The organism is Ruegeria discodermiae (assembly GCF_030758345.1).
Lineage (GTDB): Bacteria > Pseudomonadota > Alphaproteobacteria > Rhodobacterales > Rhodobacteraceae > Ruegeria_C.
Genome location: NZ_JAVAMO010000036.1, coordinates 1 through 18,729 on the forward strand (window position 1 = coordinate 1; position 18,729 = coordinate 18,729).

At 59.4% G+C, this 18,729-nt stretch carries 17 protein-coding genes and 1 pseudogene; 2 read left to right on the forward strand and 16 right to left on the reverse strand.

The window, feature by feature from the left end; translation table 11 throughout:
- Nucleotides 1-237: 237 nt before the first annotated feature.
- Genes Q5Y75_RS27630 through Q5Y75_RS27690 form a run of 13 tightly spaced genes read right to left on the reverse strand, consistent with a single transcriptional unit; the run spans nt 238 to nt 14,649 of the window.
- Nucleotides 238-1,035: a TIGR01459 family HAD-type hydrolase gene (locus Q5Y75_RS27630; protein ID WP_306203499.1), complete on the reverse strand. Its 798-nt coding sequence runs from the start codon at nt 1,033-1,035 to the stop codon at nt 238-240.
- Nucleotides 1,035-2,285 (reverse strand): FGGY-family carbohydrate kinase, encoded by a 1,251-nt coding sequence (locus tag Q5Y75_RS27635; RefSeq protein ID WP_306203500.1) that lies wholly within the window; start codon nt 2,283-2,285, stop codon nt 1,035-1,037. The genes Q5Y75_RS27630 and Q5Y75_RS27635 overlap by 1 nt, the downstream gene beginning before the upstream one ends.
- Entirely contained in the window at nt 2,282-3,313 is a 1,032-nt protein-coding gene (locus tag Q5Y75_RS27640) for a class II aldolase/adducin family protein (RefSeq protein WP_306203501.1), read from the reverse strand. Before Q5Y75_RS27640 ends, Q5Y75_RS27635 begins: the two co-directional genes overlap by 4 nt.
- Nucleotides 3,310-4,809 (reverse strand): glycerol-3-phosphate dehydrogenase, encoded by a 1,500-nt coding sequence (locus tag Q5Y75_RS27645; RefSeq protein WP_306203502.1) that lies wholly within the window; start codon nt 4,807-4,809, stop codon nt 3,310-3,312. Before Q5Y75_RS27645 ends, Q5Y75_RS27640 begins: the two co-directional genes overlap by 4 nt.
- A gap of 2 nt (nt 4,810-4,811) precedes the next feature.
- Nucleotides 4,812-5,525, reverse strand: a complete 714-nt coding sequence (locus tag Q5Y75_RS27650) for a class II aldolase/adducin family protein (protein ID WP_306203503.1) — start codon at nt 5,523-5,525, stop codon at nt 4,812-4,814.
- Between the two features lie 7 nt (nt 5,526-5,532).
- A complete protein-coding gene (locus Q5Y75_RS27655) occupies nt 5,533-6,573 on the reverse strand; it encodes a 2-hydroxyacid dehydrogenase (RefSeq protein WP_306203504.1) in 1,041 nt (346 codons plus the stop codon).
- Complete coding sequence (locus tag Q5Y75_RS27660; RefSeq protein ID WP_306203505.1) at nt 6,570-8,123, reverse strand: FGGY-family carbohydrate kinase; 1,554 nt, start codon at nt 8,121-8,123, stop codon at nt 6,570-6,572. The genes Q5Y75_RS27655 and Q5Y75_RS27660 overlap by 4 nt, the downstream gene beginning before the upstream one ends.
- A complete protein-coding gene (locus Q5Y75_RS27665) occupies nt 8,120-9,232 on the reverse strand; it encodes an ABC transporter ATP-binding protein (protein ID WP_306203507.1) in 1,113 nt (370 codons plus the stop codon). Before Q5Y75_RS27665 ends, Q5Y75_RS27660 begins: the two co-directional genes overlap by 4 nt.
- The gene (locus Q5Y75_RS27670) at nt 9,229-10,323 is read right to left on the reverse strand and encodes an ABC transporter ATP-binding protein (RefSeq protein WP_306203508.1); all 1,095 of its coding nucleotides are present in this window, start codon (nt 10,321-10,323) and stop codon (nt 9,229-9,231) included. Before Q5Y75_RS27670 ends, Q5Y75_RS27665 begins: the two co-directional genes overlap by 4 nt.
- A 5-nt stretch (nt 10,324-10,328) precedes the next feature.
- Nucleotides 10,329-11,186 (reverse strand): carbohydrate ABC transporter permease, encoded by an 858-nt coding sequence (locus tag Q5Y75_RS27675; protein WP_306203509.1) that lies wholly within the window; start codon nt 11,184-11,186, stop codon nt 10,329-10,331.
- A 3-nt stretch (nt 11,187-11,189) separates the two neighbouring features.
- Entirely contained in the window at nt 11,190-12,113 is a 924-nt protein-coding gene (locus Q5Y75_RS27680) for a carbohydrate ABC transporter permease (RefSeq protein ID WP_306203510.1), read from the reverse strand.
- Nucleotides 12,114-12,167: 54 nt separating this feature from the next.
- Nucleotides 12,168-13,610 (reverse strand): ABC transporter substrate-binding protein, encoded by a 1,443-nt coding sequence (locus tag Q5Y75_RS27685; RefSeq protein ID WP_306203511.1) that lies wholly within the window; start codon nt 13,608-13,610, stop codon nt 12,168-12,170.
- Nucleotides 13,611-13,638: 28 nt separating this feature from the next.
- On the reverse strand, nt 13,639-14,649 hold the full coding sequence (locus Q5Y75_RS27690) for a sugar-binding transcriptional regulator (RefSeq protein WP_306203512.1): 1,011 nt from the start codon (nt 14,647-14,649) through the stop codon (nt 13,639-13,641).
- Nucleotides 14,650-14,825: 176 nt separating this feature from the next.
- On the opposite strand from Q5Y75_RS27690, the pseudogene Q5Y75_RS27695 reads away from it, so the two are divergent.
- Nucleotides 14,826-14,918 (forward strand): annotated as a pseudogene (locus tag Q5Y75_RS27695) (IS6 family transposase); the annotation flags it as partial.
- Between the two features lie 184 nt (nt 14,919-15,102).
- Here Q5Y75_RS27695 and Q5Y75_RS27700 read toward each other — a convergent pair.
- The 3 genes from Q5Y75_RS27700 to Q5Y75_RS27710 all read right to left on the reverse strand — a co-directional run bounded on the left by Q5Y75_RS27700 (nt 15,103) and on the right by Q5Y75_RS27710 (nt 17,744).
- A complete protein-coding gene (locus Q5Y75_RS27700; protein WP_306203513.1) occupies nt 15,103-15,837 on the reverse strand; it encodes a hypothetical protein in 735 nt (244 codons plus the stop codon).
- Nucleotides 15,838-15,973: 136 nt separating this feature from the next.
- The gene (locus Q5Y75_RS27705) at nt 15,974-16,417 is read right to left on the reverse strand and encodes a GNAT family N-acetyltransferase (protein WP_306203514.1); all 444 of its coding nucleotides are present in this window, start codon (nt 16,415-16,417) and stop codon (nt 15,974-15,976) included.
- 133 nt (nt 16,418-16,550) lie between these two features.
- A complete protein-coding gene (locus Q5Y75_RS27710; protein WP_306203515.1) occupies nt 16,551-17,744 on the reverse strand; it encodes an ABC transporter substrate-binding protein in 1,194 nt (397 codons plus the stop codon).
- Nucleotides 17,745-18,073: 329 nt separating this feature from the next.
- Between Q5Y75_RS27710 and Q5Y75_RS27715 the strand changes: the two genes are divergently transcribed.
- On the forward strand, nt 18,074-18,667 hold the full coding sequence (locus Q5Y75_RS27715) for a TetR/AcrR family transcriptional regulator (RefSeq protein ID WP_306203516.1): 594 nt from the start codon (nt 18,074-18,076) through the stop codon (nt 18,665-18,667).
- The last annotated feature ends 62 nt before the right edge of the window (nt 18,668-18,729 follow it).

Sequence of the window (18,729 nt, forward strand, 5' to 3'; positions counted from 1 at the left end):
TAGCGTGCTCATCTTACTTCCCGATCTGAAAATAAATTGCGCTCGGTCGCTGACAGCTAATAAATTTAGATTGAAACGTTGCCTTCAAGCGGATTGCGTATGTCCCGCAACTGTCGCTTGCAGAATAGCAGATTTGGCTTTGAAGGACAAATTTTTGCAGTCCAAATACCCACTCACTATAGCATCTGCTACTTCGCACCAGAGCCCTACCGAATTCTCCGCATACCTTATGTTGCTTCAATCCCACCTCAGCTGGTCGACAGTGTAGTCTGCGATGTGCCCCCGCAAACCTGCTTGCACACCGCTGCGAACCAACAAAGTCGCAAGGCCAGCATCGCTAGCACCGCCAATATCGTGCGCTGGACTGTCCCCGATCATAAGCACTCGGTTGGGTTTTGGGTTAGCGAGCGTCGCGAGTGCGGCCTTGAACATCGCCGGTGATGGTTTGCCGAGCGGAGTGACCTGACCACCGCGATTGCTGTAGTCCCGCGCGACTGCGCCGGCGCCGAAAAACACTGCCGTGCCCTGCCCCATCAAAAGGTCAGGATTGACCAGTAACATGGGCACCTTGGCCCGCGCGTGGCGGGCCAGCAGATCGCCATAGTCAGTTTGCGAAATGGTCTCTGGCTGAATGCCAGCCAGCACAATCAGTTCGGGGCTTTCGTTGTCCCGAAGATCAAGCTTTCGCAAGTTGAGCCCGTCAATCAACTCGGTCTCACCATCTCGCGTGATCAGGCCGATCGGGGTACCGGATCGCATCGTTTCGAGATGCTCGCGGGCCAATTCACCCGAGCTGATTACTGTACCGACCAGATCGGGCGTAAGCCCCATCCGCGCAAGACGCGCTGCATTGGTATGCGCGCGCTTGCCCGAATTGGTAAGCGTTACGACGGGTATCTTACGCGCCGCCAGTTCCCGAAGCGCCGCAAGCGCTCCGTCAAACACCCGGTCCCCGTCATGAAGGACCCCGAACTGATCGGTGACAACCGCGTCGAACCGGTCGATGATATCAGAGAGGCCGCGAATACTGTCCATTAGCCTTGCACGCTCTGCAACGCCAAACGCGCAACCCCGGCGGCGGCGCTGGTCGAGCGCGTTTCGGCCACCGGGACCTCAAGCGCCCGGTGACGCAGGTCAGACCAGACAGCATTCTGCGCCCCGCCACCCACCGTGCGGATCGATTGAAGGCGCGGCGCCCCAAGCTCTGCCAGCAGAGCAAACCCCCTGGCTTCGATCCGGGCCATGGCCTCGAACATGCCCTGAAGGAAAAGCGCGTCATCCTTCGGCCTGGGGTCCAATCGCGGGCGCAGGGCCGGGTCGGCGGTCGGGAACCGCTCGCCGGGTGCGACCAGCGGGTAATAATCCAGCCCGGTCGGGCGTTCCGGGTCGATCCGGGCCGACAGGGTGGCCAGTTCGGTGTCCTGGAAATACGTCTCCAAAACGCCGCCCCCGGTGTTGGATGCCCCGCCTGCCAGCCATTGGGTGCCGATACGGTGGCTGTAGATGCCATGTTCCGGGGCAAAGACCGGCACGTCTGACAGCAGCTTGATCGTCAATGTCGTGCCAAGGGCCGTGACCCCATCGCCCGGCGCATTGGCCCCGGTGGCAAGAAAAGAGGCGCATCCATCCGTGACGCCCGCCACGATGGGAACCCCTTTGGGCAGGCCGAAAGCACCGGAGCTTTCGCCGGTTTGCTGGCCCGCGGGTACCACATCCGGCAGCAACGCAGTGTCGAGGCCCGTTGCTGCGATCCAGTCGGGCCACCGCCGCAGCACCGGATCATACCCGGTTTTCAGCGCGTTGCTTTCGTCGCTCGGAAGCCTTGACGCCGACAAGAGTTCGGCAACCCAATCAGCCTGATGCAAAATGCGAACAACATTTGGACTGGCCTGAAGCGCAATCGCGCGGGCAAGGCCAGAGGCCGCGCCATGCGCGGCGCTTTCACGCGGGGCCACCTGCGCGATCCGGGCGGGGATGGCGGCTGCGTCAACCGCGTCGTCATACATTAGCGCCTGCCCAACCGGGCGATCCGCCGCATCCAGCCCCAGCACCGTGCCCGAGGTACCGTCCACGGCTAGGGCACCGATCGCCTTGGCATCCACCTTCTGCCAAAGCGCGCCCAGGGTGGCGGCCAGCGCTTGCCGCCATATCGCAGGGTCGCGCCGGTTGGGGCCGAATTGCTGCATCCTGACTGCGGTTTCCGCAACCAGATCGCCTTCCTCGGACAACGCCGCCGCGCGCGCACCCGACGTTCCGATATCGATGCCAAGGGCCAATGGCGTCATTGCTGCTGCGACCCTTTCAGGCGCTCCGTGCGGGCCTGCTCAAGAGACTGCCGGTACTTCTCGGCGTCCCACCCCAGCAGGTCGGCGATTTCGTGGTCTTTCAGACGGTTTGGGTGCGTGGGTAGACGAAAAACCACCTCGCCGATCATCTCGGCCAGCGCCTCCTGCGCCGCGGACGCGTCAACAGGGATCGCCGCGCCCCGGTCCGGCACGAGGGCCAACGCACGGCGCGGCCAGTCGGGTGCTTTGATCGCATGCTCCTCCATGGCGCAGGGTGCCGGACCAAGAAATATCACCTGATCGGGGAAAAACGCGGCTCCCAAAGCGATCCTGAGGCGTGCCGGGTCAAAGGCCAGTGCCGTCGTGGCGCCAGCACCCAGCGGTTTCCAGCCCGTCTCGTCAAGCGATGACTGGAAAGAGGGGGCAGGCGCGCGGTGCGGTACGGGGCCGCTATCAAAGGCCTCGCGGGATTTTCGCAGCACGTTTTCGGCTTCGGCAACCGTTTGGCCCACCGCGATGATGCCGTGATTTCCCAGCATCACGCCCCGCGCATCAGCGTGCCAAGCCTGTAGGATGGCCTGCGCCAGGGCGGCCCCTGGTTTGACATAATCCACCCAGACCAGACCCAGCGCGTCCAGTTGGGCTTTGGGAACCGGTGCCGTGGCGCGGGCCAGCGTCGCCACGCAATGCGTATGCAATACCACCGGCGTATCCAGCGCCGCGTGAAATCCGGTTTCGATCGAGGGTTTCAGCCCCTCTGCAATCTGGAAACGTTGCGGGTCATCCGCCGCATCCTCACCGGACAGAACCGCACGCTTCATCGCGGCGGCGTCAACGGCGGTAAAGATGTCCTCACTTGCGGCATCCGCCAGCCAGGTGCCCGACGCCTTGACCAGCATCACCCCGTCCATCTTGAGTGAGATATTGCCGCCCGGCCCCTGAATCTGCATCCGGTCCCGTCCGAGCCGCGCAGCGGCGGCTTTCAGCGCATCGAAGTCAGCGCTTTGGCGCAGGTGATTCGGGGTCATGCCGCAGCCATGCGGTCAAGCCAGACCCCGACCGCCTGTTGCTCGGCATCGGTCATGAAAAGCGCGTGTTTGGTGCGTCGCTCCAGCATGTCCTGAGCCGTCTGTGCCCATTCGTTCCGCTTCAGCCATTCGGCCTCGCGGGCGTAGAATAACCCGCCGAAATGAGCGCCCAGATCTGCCATGCCCGAAGCTCCGTCGAGCATCTGTATCGCGTCGGTGCCGTAACACCGCGCATAGTGCCGGGCCAGGTCCGCGCCCAGCCAGGGAAACCTGGCACAGAATGTCTCGAACCACGCACCGAACTCTGCATTGGGTATATCGCCGCCGGGAAGTGGTACGCCATCGGTCCAGGCCGCGCCCATCGCCGGAAAATACGGTGCCAGATGCTCCAAGGCCGCCTCTGACAGTTTTCGATAGGTGGTCAGCTTTCCGCCAAAGGCGGACAAAAGCGGCGCCCGGTCATCCCCCCCGTCCATCTCGAACGTATAGTCCCGCGTAACGGCCGAGGCCCCCTTGGCGGCATCGTCATCAAAAAGCGGGCGCACGCCGGAATAGGCCGACAGGACGTCATCCGCAGACAGGTCCACGCGAAAATAAAGGTTCAGAATGTCGAGCAGATAGCGGGTTTCGTCGGCATCAATCGCCACATCCTCGGGCTGACCCTCAAAAGGAATGTCCGTGGTGCCCACCAAAGCCAAATCATCGAAATAGGGATTCACAAAGATAATCCGCTTGTCAGAGGCTTGCAGGACAAAGCCATGATCTCCCTCCCACCAGCGCTTTATGATCAGATGAGAGCCCTTGACCAGCCGGATGCGCTTGGAAGAGTTCACGCCCGCAATCTGGCCAATCGCCTGTTCGACCCACGGACCGGCAGCGTTGAACAGCGCCCGCGCGCGCACCTCTTGCGGGCCGTCGGGGCCGTTCAATCCTACCCGCCACAACCCGTCTTCGCGACGGGCATGGGTCACTGCGGTGCGTGTCAGCACCTTTGCTCCGCGCCGCGCCGCATCAACCGCGTTCAGAACAACCAGCCGGGCGTCATCGACCCAAACATCGTAATAGGCGAAGGCGCGGCGATAGGCGTCTTTGATCGCCCGGCCTTCAGGCACCTTGCTCAGATCAACGCCACGCGTACCGGGGATCCGTTTGCGCCCGCCCAGATTGTCATACAGAAACAGCCCAAGCCGGATCAGCCATCGAGGCCGTTGCTGCGGGGAATGCACCAGCAGCAGCCGGATGGGCCAGGCCAGATGGCAGGCGGTGTTCAGAATGACCTCGCGCTCGATCAGTGCCTCGCGCACCAATCGAAATTCGTAATATTCCAGATAGCGCAGCCCGCCATGGATATACTTGCCCGACCGCGAGGATGTGCCCTGCGCCAGATCGTCCTTTTCGGCCAATAGCACGCGCAAACCCCGACCTGCCGCATCCCGAGCGGTGCCGGCACCGTTGATGCCGCCGCCGATGACAACCAGGTCAAAGGGTTCATCCATCGTCAGACCTTTTCTTTTGGTTTTTTGCGGGCCTGCCTGGTGCCCGCGGCGACATCCTTGAAGTCGTCCTGCACTCCGTAAGAGCCAAAAGCGCGCGCAGTCTCGTCGATATCCGCGTCGCTCAGCAGAACTGGCCCCCCGATGGCCAGGGTCAGGTAATATTGCCGCGCGATCGCCTCAAGCTCGACTGCGCGCCACATCGCCTTGTCCAGATCTTCCCCCATCGCGATGGAGCCGTGATTGGCCAAAAGACACGCCGTCCGATCCTCAAGCGCGGCAATGGCGAAGTCCGACAGCTCTGCCGTGCCAAAGCGCGCATAAGGGGCAAGCCGTACATCATTGCCGCCAAAGGCCGCGATCATATAGTGGCAGGCCGGGATCGGCTTTCGCGCGATGGCCAGCGCCGTGCAATAGCTGGGATGGGCATGGACCACCGCGCCCATATCGGTGCGGTTCTTCAGAATGTCGAAGTGAAAGCGCCATTCGGTCGAGGGTTTGAGCGGCCCCTCCCAGGTTCCGTATTCCGCCTCGAACGGCATCGAGGCGATCATCTCGGGCGTCAGCTTGTCATAAGGCGTTGCCGAGGGCGAGATCAGCATCCGATCCCCGAACCGGGCCGAGATGTTGCCAGAGGTGCCCTGATTGAGGCCACTGGAATTCATGAACAGGCATTGATCGATTATGGCTTGTCGGAGTTCTTTTTCGGCTTTTTTCATCTTGTCCTCAACACGGGTTCAAGGGGGGCTCGCCCGCCAGCCAGCGGCGGACTTCTTCTGCCGCCTTTCCGGCTGCAATCCGCACGGTTTTGAGTGACGCACCCGCGATATGCGGGGTCAGCGTGACATTGGGCAGTTGCAAGAGCGACAGATCGGCGGGGGTCGGCTCGATGGCAAATGTTTCCAGCATGGCACCGCGCAAATGGCCCGCGCGCAGCACATCGTAGAGAGCGTCATAGTCCATCAGCGGGCCGCGTGCGGTGTTTACCAGCGTGCTGCCCGGTTTCATGGCCCGCAGCGTTTCAGCGTTCATCATGTTGCGCGTCTCGTCGGTCACCCGAGGGTGCAGCGTGACGATATCGGCCTCGGCCAGAAGCGTGTCCAGTTGGACCATCGCAACCCCGTCGGCGGCATCCGCAGGGTCAAGCTGCACATAGGGATCGCAGACCAGAACGCGCGACCCAAAGGCCCGCAGCAACCGAACCACCCTGGTGCCGATATTACCGTAACCAATCACGCCCACGGTCATTTCCGACAGCTCGTCACCGGTGATGTCTGCGCGGTAGAGATCGCCGCGATACTTGCCCCTGCGCAGCGCGTCATGGCCCCGCGTGATGTTTCGCGTTTCTGCCAGAATGGCCCCCAACGTGAACTCGGCCACGGCACTGGCATTGCGGCCCGGCGTGTTGACGACCCGCACGCCATGCTCGCGCGCCGCGCTCACGTCGATATTGACCGGCCCGCCGCGCGAGACGGCCACCAGCCTCAGGTTCGGAAGCGCTTCGATCATGGTGCGCGACAGGGGCGCGAGATGAGAGATCAGAACAGGTGCCGTGCCGATATGGGCGACAACCTGTTCCGGCGTGCCCATATATTCTTTCAACCCATCCATGCCTGGCACGGCATAGCCATGTTCCATCGGCTCATCGGGCCAAGGCTGCTGGAGCTTGCGGCACGTGACCTGATCGGCGCAGGCGTCAAGCAGCGCGGCCTCGAACATGTCCGGCAACATGAAACGGTCACCGATTATGGCCACTTCGGTCGTCATGACACCGCCTCGCGCATCGATTTCTGGGCCTCCCAAATCTTCGGGAAAGCGGCGCGCGTCTCGGTGTAGGCCGCATAAAGCGCGTCATAAGTTGCCGTAAGCTCTGTCTCGGGCTCGACGGGCTCTTGTAGAAGCGGTTCAACCCAGGCCCTGGCAGCAGAGGATGGGCTGTCAAACAGCCCGGTTGCCAACCCGGCCATCATGACCGCACCTGCGGCACCCGCCTCTTCCTGTGCGACGGTGCGCACCGGGCGTGCAAGCGCCGAGGCAAGAAAACGCTGCAGCGCCGATGAGCGCGCGGCACCTCCGCCCAGACGAATTTCGGCAGGCGTTTCACCCATCGCCGCATAACATTCGCGGGCCGCAAGTATGAGACCGTCATAGACCCCGCGCACCAGATCAAACCAGCCCGTGTTTTGATCCAGCCCGGTAAAACTGGCCCGCGCCGCCGGGTTGGTGAAAGGGCCGCGCTCGCCCGCGCTTGAGATATAGGGATGGTAGAGCACCGCGCCGGGGCGGGCCGTAACAATCCTGTCGTCGAGCCCGGCCAGCAAATCCGCAGGTTCGACATCTCCCCCTTGCGCATTCAACAGTTCCGCGCCAACCGAAAGAATCCAGTCCAGGTTCAGCGTCGCCGCCATGTTGGTCTGAAGCTGTGCATAAGCCGTACCAGGAAAGGCCATGGTATAGCCCGTGCGATCCGTGTTTAAGCGCACATCATCAACGGTTCTGGCAAAGCGCATATGGACGCCGGTGCTGCCCAGTATGGTAAAGCCCGGCAGCGCTGCTTCGTCGTAGAGCCCGCCGCCAAATGCCGTGCACATAATATCAACATAGCCCAGCGAAACCGGTAGTCCCTGTGGCAGACCCGTCGCCGCGGCTGCCTCGACAGTTAGTCCATGGGTATCTCGGGCACCGTCCAAAATGTCGGGAAGAAGGCTGCGATATGCGTTAAGACCAAGTGCGTCCAGAACCTCATCGCTGTAGTCCCTTGTGCGATAGTCACCAAAGGTGAAAACACCTTCGGTTGGATCTGTCGCCCGAATGTCAGTAAGCTTGTAATACAACCAGTCTTTGCAGTGAAACGCGGTAGATGCCCGCTCAAGCAGCTCGGGCGAATTGCGCTCCATCCACAAAAAATGCGTACGCATCTGGCAGACATTCACCCCTGAACCAGTATGGCGATAAATCGTGTCGATCCCTTCAGAGGTCTCGATGGCCCGGGCCTCGGCAGCAGAGCGCGCATCAAGCCAAAGCCACCCATCTTGAATGGGTGTACCTTCGTGATCCACCAACCAGGTGCCATCGCCTTGCGCCGTGACGCCCAGGGCGCAGACGCGGTTTGCCCCGACGGTTTCCGCGACCTCGCGCAGGACCGCAGCGGTATCCTCCCAGGTCCGCTGCATGTTCTGCTCGACACCCCCATTTGGCAGGCTCGTATAGGTGTTGCGCCGACTGGCTATCGCGATCTGCCGCCCGGATACATCAAACGCCACCGCTTTGATAACGGATGTGCCTGCGTCGACGCCTATGAGGATATCCGCACTCACGCCAGCTGTCCTCCATGGCTGATTGCAGTGCCTGTGCTACCGTCAAAGATATGCAGATCTTCGGGCGCGACACTGACGCCCACGCGCTCGCCTGCCTGCACTTTGGCGCGGTCATGTATGACCGAGACGATCGAGCCGCCCGCAAAGCTTGCCGCAATATGGGTCTGATCCCCAAGCCATTGATTCACCAGAACTTCTGCGGGCAGCCCGTCTTCCGACAAGCGTACAGCATGGGGGCGAACGCCAATCGCGATCTGATCGCGGTTCTTTTCCAGCCGGTCCCGCAGATCCGGCGAAAAACGCGCTTCGTCATAGGCCAGCGATACGCCGTCACCCAGACCAAAGATCACCTGCCGGTTTTCGCGGCGCATGCCAGCAGGAAAGACATTCATTGGGGGCTCGCCAATGAAGGTGCCGGTAAACAGGTTCGCCGGGTTGTCTTTCAACGCGGTCGGCGTGTCGAATTGCTGAAGTTCGCCATCCTCCATCACCGCGATCTTGTCCGCCAGGGCATTGGCCTCGGTCTGGTCATGGGTCACGAGAATGGCCGTCAGACCGCGTTCTTGAATGAAATGCTTCACCCGCCCCCGCAAAAGCGCGCGCAGTTGCGGCTCAAGCTGGCCCATGGGCTCGTCCAAAAGGTGCAGATCGGCCTTGCGCACAAGCGCACGCGCCAGCGAGGCGCGCTGTTGCTGACCGCCCGACACAGACGAGGGGTAGCGATCCAGAACATCCTCAAGCTCGACCAGCCGAGCGATATCTTTGACGCGTGTCTCGACCTGCGCGGCGTCAAGCCGTTCCGCCTTCATCGCGAAGGCGATGTTTTCGCGGATCGTCAGCGGCGGGTAAAGAGAATAGCCCTCGAAGGCCATCGCAACACCCCTGCGGGCGGGTGGGAGCTGATGAATGGCCGTCCCGTTCACCCGAATTTCACCCGCCGTCACGTCCTCAAAACCAGCAATCATCCGCAGAGTCGAGGTTTTGCCGCAGCCCGACGACCCCAACAGCGCGACGATTTCGCCTGTATTGATGCTCAGGTTCAGATCTTTGACCGCCTGAACTTTTCCGCCATAGGTCTTTGAGACCGAAGAGAGGTCAAGATAGCTCATGCCGCAACCTCATCTGCCCCGGAGGCTGGTTCGATACGCGCGCCGGTGGCCTTGTCGAACAGCAGTGTTGCTGCCCCTTCGACCGTCAGATACGCCTTGTCCCCGCTGGGGCCGGGCGCGCCCGCCGGGCGCGAGACAAAGACTTCGCGCCCGCGCGCTGTGGTGGTCAGCGTGATCGTCTTTTCGTTGAGGGGGGTTTCGGCTTCGATCTGGACCGGGAAACCGGTCTCGGCAAAAAGCACCGCCTCGGGGCGCAGGCCCAGAACCGCAGAGCGGCCAACCGCCTCTTCATAGCCGGGGCTCAGCGGCACGCGATGGCCCGAGAGGCTTACAAAAACCCCACGTTCATCCACCTCGGGCGTCACATCCAGGAGGTTGATCGTGGGATCGCCGAAAAGTCGCGAAATGGCCCGGCTGGCGGGGCGCAGGTAAATATCTTCCGGGGTGCCGATCTGTGCGATACGCCCTCCGTCCAGAACCGCGACGGTCTGACCCAGCGCCATCGCCTCTTTATAGTCCTGCGTCACATAGATGACAGTCGCGCCGCGATCCGCCAGAAGGCGCGGCAATTCCAGCCGCATCTCAAAGCGCAATTTGGCATCCACATTCCGCAGCGGGTCATCCAGCAGCAAAAGATCGGGCGCAGCCACCAGCGCACGGGCCAAGGCCGTGCGCTGCTTTTGGCCATTCGACAGCTCCCTGGGTGCGTGATCAAGCACATGGTCGATCTTGAGAAGCTCCGCCACACGCCGCACCCCACTGGCAATGCCCGCTTTGGGGATACGCCGCGCCTCTAGCGGGCTGGCGATATTCTGTTCAGCCGACATATGCGGAAAAAGCGCAAAGTTCTGAAAGGCCATGCCAAGGCCGCGATCTTCGGGGGGCAGATCGGTGGCGTCCTTGCCGTTCAGCCAGACCGAGCCCTCATCGGCCTCGACCGCGCCCGCGATACAACGCAAAAGCACAGTCTTGCCCGCGCCGGACGGGCCAAAGAGAACAAGCGTCTCGCCTGCCGGAACCTCAAACGACACGTCGTCCAGAACGGAGTCAGCCTTGAAGCGCTTGGTCAGGTTTTCGATCCGGATACTCATGATCTTTATCCTTTTACCGCGCCCAGAGACAGGCCCTCGACCAGATAGCGCTGCGCATATAACGCCAGCGCCAATGTCGGCGTGATGGACAGAACAACCGCCGCAGCGATCTGGCCGTATTGGATGCCGCTGGCGGTGACAAAGGCCAGCGCCCCCACCGTCACAGGCTGCTTGTCCGCCGAGGCCAGAACCAGCGCGAATATAAAATTGTTCCAGGCAAAGATGAACGCCAGAAGCGCCGCCGCCGCGATCCCGGGTGCCGCCAGAGGCAGCGAGATACGACGGAATGTGGAAAACCAACTGTGGCCAGCGATCCGATAGGCATGTTCCACATCCGGCGAAATATCTTCGAAATACCCGCGCACGATCCAAAGGATTAGCGGCAGACAGATAAGCTGGTACACCCAGATCAGGCCGAAATAGGTATCCGCCAGCCCGATCTGTTGGAAGTAGAGCGTCAGCGGCAAAAGCACCAGCAACGGTGGCGCAAAGCGGAAGCTGAGAAGCGTGAAGGCGATGTCCTCCGAGCCGCGGAACTTATGCCGGGCAAACGCATAGGCCGCAGGCACCCCAAGAACAAGCGCCAGGGCCACCGAGCCCACCGACAGGATGACCGAATTCATCAGGTTCGACATGAAGTCGATCCCCATGGACGCCACATTGCTGTCCAGACGTCCGGCAATGATGGCAGCATAGTTCGACAGCGTGGGTTCGAACACAATCGAGGGCGGCGAGCGCAGGATCGTCTCATTGGTCTGGAGGCTCATCAGCAGGATCCAGAAGATCGGGAACATGAAAAACAGAACCACGATCAACAGGGCGATCCCCCTGAGCACACGTTCAATCGGGGAATGGTGATGCATGGCTCAGACCTCCCCCCGGGCGCGTTCTCGCAAACGCAGCCAGTTCTTGATGAAAAGGTTGGACAGGAAGAAGGTGATCGCCCACAGGACCAACAGAAGCGCGGCAGATCGGCCCACATTGGTGGATTGGAAGAAATTCAGATATGCCTCGACCTGAAACACCATCAGCTGATCGCCCGGCCCTCCTTGTGTCATCGCGTAGATGATGTCGAATTGCTGGATGCTATCCAGAAGCCGAAACAGGGCCGCCGTCAGGACATAGGGCATTAGCATCGGCAGGGTGATCCGCCAGAATTGTTGCAGGCGCGGGACCCCATCCAGCGCCGCCGCCTCAAAGGGCTGCGTGGGCAGTGACCGCAATCCGGCCAGTAGCAGGATCATGATGAAGGGCGTATAGACCCAGATATCCACCAGGACCACCGTCAGCAGCGCGGTGGATGGGTCCGACGCCCACCGCATGTCCGCAAAGCCCAAAACCTGCGCGAAGTAACTCAGAATGCCGAAATTCGGATTGGTCATCAGCTTGAACATCAGCGCGGCAAGCGCCGGGGCGGTCATCAGCGGCATCAGGAGCATGATCGAAATGAAGTTGTTCAGCCTGGTCCGTTTCTGCAACAACAGCGCGATCCCAAGACCCAGAAGCAATTCCAGCCCAACGGTCAGGAAGGCATAGGTCAAACTCACCTGCAACGTGTTCCAAAAGGAGGAATCCGTAAGAAAGTTGAGATAGTTATCACCCCAGTTCATCCCCCGGTTCCAGGGCTGCGAAAGCCGATACTTCTGCAGCGAATACCAGACCGCCGTGAAGAACGGGATCAGGATACCGATACACACCAGCAGAGCCGGCAAGCTCAGCAGATAGGGAAACAGCTTGGACGAGACGCGTAGTCTCCGCCTTGCTGGAACAGCAGGAGTGGTGTCAGTCATGAATATACCCTTTGGGTGCGGGGGCCATCATCTGGCCCACCGCTAGTCCCGTCGTCAGCCCAGACCGGCGTCCTTGAGCTGCGCGTTGACGCTCTCGGCCAGTTGGTCGAGTCCCTCGTCCACCGGCACCTCTTTCGCCACCATCTTCTGCAACGTCGCCGCCCATTCGGTCGTGAGGTCGAAGAAAAGCGGTTGCGGGGTAAAGTGGATCTTGGCCCCAGGTGCCGACACGTCATGCATCTCGACATAGCCCGGATAGCTGTCGCTGAGCCGTTTGCGGAAGCCCGCATCGTCCCACACGGACTGGCGCACCGGATTGACGAAGTCCATCTGGGTCGCGCCAAACAGCCCATGCTCTGGGCCAGACGCCCACTGCATGAAGTACCAAGTGGCATCCAGATCTTTGCTGAACTTTGACATCGCCAGCGACCAGATCCAGATATTCGGCGTCGGCGCCGCGGCTTCCGGGTTGGCGGAGAAGGGCGCATAGGCCAGTTTGCCCGCCATGGCGTTGTCACCGCCATTCATGAAGTAGCCCAGAATGTCGGCGTCATAGATCATCGCGGATTTGCCTGCGCCCAGATCGGTGCCCACCTGATACCAGGTATGCGTGGACCAGTCCGCCGCGCCGCTGTCTTGGATCATCTTGACCCATTTTGCGTGGTAGTCCTTGGACACTTCCGTGTTCATCGCGGCCGACAGCTTGCCGTCATCCGCGACATTGAGGTCTTTCTGGCCGAAATTCGCGTAGCCCGACAAGAAGCCCGGGTGAATCGTTGCCCAGCTGCGCGAGCCGCGCACACCGATCCCATAGACTCCTTCATGGGCCGCCTGAAGCTTGGCAGCAATTTCCACAAGCTGGTCGATATTGCTGGGCACACCAACACCGGCTTTCTCCAGCATCTCGGAATTGTAGGCCAGATTGTTCTGTTCATAGCCCCAGGGAATGCACCACTGTTTCGCGTCATCCGACCCGAGCGCGCCACCCGGACGCCCGTTCCAGGCACAGGATTTGCGCACACCTTCAAGCATGTCGGACCAGTTGTAGTTCGGGTTGGTCTTCGACGGGTCGTTGATCCATTCATTGTGATCGACGATCCAGCCCGCGGGCCCGTATGTCCAGGTCATGTAAGCGCCGGTCATGAAGGCGTCGTATTCGCTGGATTGTGAACTGAGCGAGGCCGTGACCTTGTCGAAATAGACATCCTCGGGGAAGATATCATAGGTCACTTCCATGCCGGTCAGTTCTTTGAAATTGTCCAGATTGGCCAGCATCGCGTCCGTGTAGGGATGCTTGTTCAGCAAGAGTTTGATAGACTTTCCGGAATGCGCCTTCCAATCGAAATCCGCAGCCATTGCACGTGTCGCCGCCCCATTCACAAGCACCGCAGCCGTTCCGGCGGTCACTCCCATGCTGGCCAAGCCCCGAAGTAGGCTCCGGCGGCTCATCTGACCGCGCATATAGGCGTTGATTAGATCATTTTCCTTTTCATACATTGTCGAGTTCCTCCCAAAGCTCGCAAATCTATTGGGCCGCTACGGCATTTTCGCCCTCCAACCCATCGACGAGTGCGCGAGCCGTTTCCTCATCGATAATCAATCCGGTCAACAGACCGCTTTTCAGCGCCGCTCTTATCGGAGCTACTTTTCCAAGCCCGCCTGCGATGGCCACGACCTCGCGGTTGGCGAGATCGTCCAGATTCATAGCCATGGTCCGCCCATCCAGCGCGGTCGAGATCTTGTGCCCGTCCTTGTCGATGAACTGGCCCAGAATCTCGGCGACCGCGCCGTCCTCTGCCAGGCTGGCTGCGTTGGTTTGCGCCACGCCAATCGACGAGGTCAAGTCGCCGATCCCGACGATGCAAAGCGTGGCACTGTGCATCCGCGCAAAACTCTCGCCTAGCATCGACTGGGCCAGCATCACATCACGGTCCTTTGCTGAATCGGTGAACAATGGCACCGGCAATAGATAAGCGTCTGCGCCCGTCTTTTGCGCCAGCCTGTGAATTACATCATAAGGATTCGCCGCCAGTGACCGGGTCAGCCCCCCAAGAAGCGACACAAAGATCGTATCGGTTGACGCGGTCTGGCCCAATTGTTCGACCATGGCGGCAATCGTTCGACCATGGGACACTCCAACTACGTTGTGGGCCTTGCTGGAAATAACCTGAGTCAACCATTCGCCACCTGCTGCGCCGAGGCTCCTGAGGGGGATTGGCCCCCGTTCCGGCAAGTCCATAGCCACCCGGCACATCGACAGTTCGAAGGTTTCAGCCAACTTGTTTTCCATCTCCAGGCAGGTGGCGGATGTCGCATTGACTACGATGTGCACCATGCCGCCGGCCTGCGCTTTTGCGATGGCCCGATGCGCCCGGGTCGTCGAAATGCCCAGCCGAGCGGCCACTTCGCTTTGCGTCAAACGGCCCATGAAATGGAGCCACGCCGCTCGGGCAAGAAGTTCATCATCTTCGGTTTGGCGTGTCATGGCCTCTTCGACCATCGAGAATGGCAGGTGGAGAAGTACAAATAGTGACATGTTGCATTATTTTTCATAAATGGAATTTATTGCGGCATGTTGGTTGGGTGTCAACTGTTGATTTGCCTTGGGACCTGTTGCAAAGTTCGCGACACGGTTCTGTCGCAAACTTTTTCCCACCTGTCAGACTGAGTGTCGTTTTGGTAGCGCATGCTCAGATAAGACAGGAGCAGACCGTGACCATCACATTTAAGGGTGCGCATTTTCCGAAAGACGTGATCTTGCACGCGGTTTTCTTCTACCTGCGCTACGGGGTTTCTTACAGGGATCAACATTGGATGTCACCGGTTGTCAGCGTCGGGCCAACTACACGACACCGAAGGGACCGGCTTGGCCAGCCCGACGCACCAGCACCATGTGCCTTGCAATCTGGCTGGTTAATGGTTGCGCTAGACGCGGGCGCACCCAGCTGCACTGGTTCGCAAGTAGTGACCGGGCGAGTCTATACTCCGCTCAATCCACAGGGACCTTTGCTTTTTGGTTCTTTTTCAACGAACCTGGGCTCTTCCTTGCATAGTTAGATGCATAGGCGATCCAGTACCGGTTGTTTTTTTCAAGCTGTCTGCCCTCAGCAATCGTTTTGCGCATTTTGGCCTGAAGTTTCTTCAGCCGGTTAGCAAGTGTATCCATGTGGCCGGCGAATTCCTTCGCATCCTGTGAAAGCGAGAAGAACTCGGCATTCTGAGCCGTTCCTGTGGGGCTGGGGATTTTTGCACAGGTCAAAAAGGCCTTTTGCAGAGCCTGGCCATAGGATTTCAACGCCTTTGCTGTTTTCAGCCTTTGATCGATGAGGGCACTGCGCTTGTCGAGCGCCTTTAGCGATGTATTTAAACTCTTACCGTATTCCGTTACGCGTCTGAGGTATTTCGAAACGGCATCCGTCGCCTGTTTGCTGTCGTGGCCAAATTTGTTCGCCTTTGCCAGCGCATCGAGAAACTCCCCACTTGTCCTGGGTTGGGGCCAAGCGGCACTTGCCCGAAGCGCTCTATTTACGCTCTTCAACGCGTTCTGGGCATTTTTCAGCGCCTTTTCCATCCGATCGTTTTTGTAGTACTTCAGGTCTTTCCACTCGAGCTTTTTCTTCTTTTCAAGCTTCTTGCTGTAGTCATAGACCGCCTTCACTTCGTTTGCTTTGTCATAGACGTCTTTAACTTTGAACGCGGTGTCCAGTATTCTGATCCAGTCCATTTTTGACCTCACTTGCTAACTTCATTTTCGTACTCGTGAATTGCCGACTTCACCGGCTATGTTGCTGCCCCAAATGGCAAAATGACATTTCCGAATGTTCACTTCTACGGTTTCGCCGGATTGAGCGGCCACCGCATCAGCAAGCCGCCTTCGACCGGATTGCTTCGGGTTTGGCGGTCAGTACCTTTTCCATTCTGGTCACCAAAATTGTGACACCCTGCGGGACCTTCAGCTTTGTTGCGCCGACTCTTGTGTAGCCGCAGCGCTCATAGAGGCGCTCGCCGACTGGCGTTGCGATGAGTTGCAGTTGATGATGACCGGACAGGCGTGCCGACATTTCACAGAAACCCAGGAGCATCTGGCCAAGTCCACGTCGCGCAAAGGCGGGATCCGTGTACATGGCGCGGATGCTAGCAGCCCCCTCCATTTCCGGTGGCTCTTGTTCTTGATCCATGTCTGGCACATGGATCATCGGGGCACGGTGACTCCAGCCCCCAGAGGCCCGGATAACACCATCAATTTCGACAACGTAGTATGTCCTGTCCTCGATCAACCACGGATCAAGAGGGGTAAAGGCCATCGACGCTTTCCGCTGCGATGCAGACAGAAAAGGACCAAGCAAATCGCGGGTTGCGCGACGGGCCAGACTCTCGATTGCGTCCAGATCGTCACCTGTCGCGGCCCTGATATTGATCGAGGGCGGGCGAGGGGCACTACCAGACATTGACGACCTCAAAACCATCCTCGGAAAAGATCACTTCCTGGTAACTGCCGTTTGCATCGCCACTTTCGTTGAGCTCCACCGCACTCGCACCTTCGTAATTGATCTCGCCTCCTTCCGAGAGGATGCGCAAACCCTTGGCTATTTCTCCAGGACCGATGCCTACGCCAGGTGCGTTTGCGACCGGTAGGATCAATTCGGCAAATTGCCCGCGGTCGCTGGTACCTGCGGCCTGCATCGCAAGGATGAGAAGAGCTGCAGCGTCGTAACCCTCCGCCCGAAACGGTGCCTGGCCCTCAATGCCTCGAGCCTGCAGCAATGCTTCGAAGCGCTCAGCTTGAGAAGAAGAACCACCGGGAAAAGTACCGATTGACCCGGCCAGATCCGGGCCAAATTCCTCGACCAGCGATTGAGCAACCATACCATCGGGGAGCACAAATCGGTCGAACGCCCCAGTGTCGAGCGACGCCTGTACAATAGCTCGCCCGCCCTGATCCGCGTAACCAGCGATAAGCAAAAGCTCGGCACCGCTGGCTGCCAGTGTAGCCACTTCCGCCGAATAGTCGGATTTGCCGTCGGTATGCGCGACCGCTATCAATACCTCGCCACCAAGCTGCTCATAGGCGTGGGCAAAGGCGTCAGACAGGCCCGCGCCGTAATCGTTACTGGTGTAGGTCACTGCGATGCTGCGGATATCTTTCTCCATCAGCAACCGGGCCAACACCTCGCCCTGCCTGGCATCGGATGTTGCCGTTCTGAAGAACAGGCCGTCATCGGGCAAAGTTGACAGCGTTGGCGATGTCGCGGTCGGCGAAATCGATATAATGCCATGCGGACGCGCGACACTTGTTACGACAGCGGCGGCTGCTCCGGAGCAGCCCGCCCCAACTATGGCGCTCAGTTGATCATCCGATGCAAGGCGCTCCGCCGCAGAAACTGCGATGGCGCTGTCGATGCACGTGCTGTCTGCCCGAACGGGTTCAATCCTACGGCCGCCCAGAAACAGTCCTGACGCTGACGCTTCGTTTAGAGCTAGCTCGGCAGAGGTGGCAATTTGGGGCGCCATCGATTCAATCGGTCCGGTGAATCCAAAGAGAATGCCGATTTTGACCGGGCTCTCTGCTGAGAGGGTTCCGGCAGAAAGGCAAGCCAAGAATGTGGTAACCAGAATGTGGTCTTTTCGCATGTAAATTGTCCTCTCTCTCAAATTGGCGGCCGATCACTAGGCGCCGAACAATTGGCCACGTCGGAGACAAGGCCTCGTCGATCGCACGCGAACGGGTTCAGGCACGGTGTTGATTGTGGTCAGACCCGTTTGGCGGGCGTTCTCGCGGCTGGTCGAAAATACTGGATTGGTGACACGTAAAGACGCAGAAGACGTCTCGTTTATATTGACCAGATGGTCATTTAAATAGCTTTTTTACTGACCACTCGTCCAATAAAAAATCTTGATCTTCGCCATCAACTTTCATGACGAGCTTGCCGTGGACGAAAAAATGATGAAAATACAGCACTATGCCAAAGATCGTCGACCGAGAAAAAATGCGACGGACCGTCCTGAGAGGGGCGCGTGACGCCTTCATCGAAAAGGGATTTCACGCCGCGACCATGGCTGATGTGGCCAGGGCTGCGGGACTTGGGAAAGGAACCCCCTACCTATACTTCAAGAACAAGGAGGCGATCTTTGAAGCTGCCGTCACGCATTATTTCGAAGCTCTCGAACAACGGTTCAGTTCCGCTGAATTACCCACATCACGTGCAGAGTTCGTGACCAATCTGGCCCAAACGGTCGATACATCGGACGATCACGCGCGCTTTGTTCGCGTATTCTTCGAGATCTTTGGGCCAAGTTTTTCTTCCGATGCCTTCGCGGCCAAGATCGCCGATCTGTTCGACCGGCTTGGGGGCAGCTATGCCGTCCAGCTACGGCATCTACAAGAACTGGGAGAGGTGCGTGCCGATCTTCATGCGGAAGACACCGGACGGGTGCTTGCGAGCATAATGGATGGTCTAGCGATCCACCGCGGCCTGTTCAGTATCCCCGACGAACGCAACAAAGCACTGATGCAAGCTGCTCTGACTACTATCACAAACGGACTGAAGCCCTAGTCTCACGACATCGATCTTCAAACAGACCCACTCCTTCGCTGAACGACCACCGACTGGTCTCG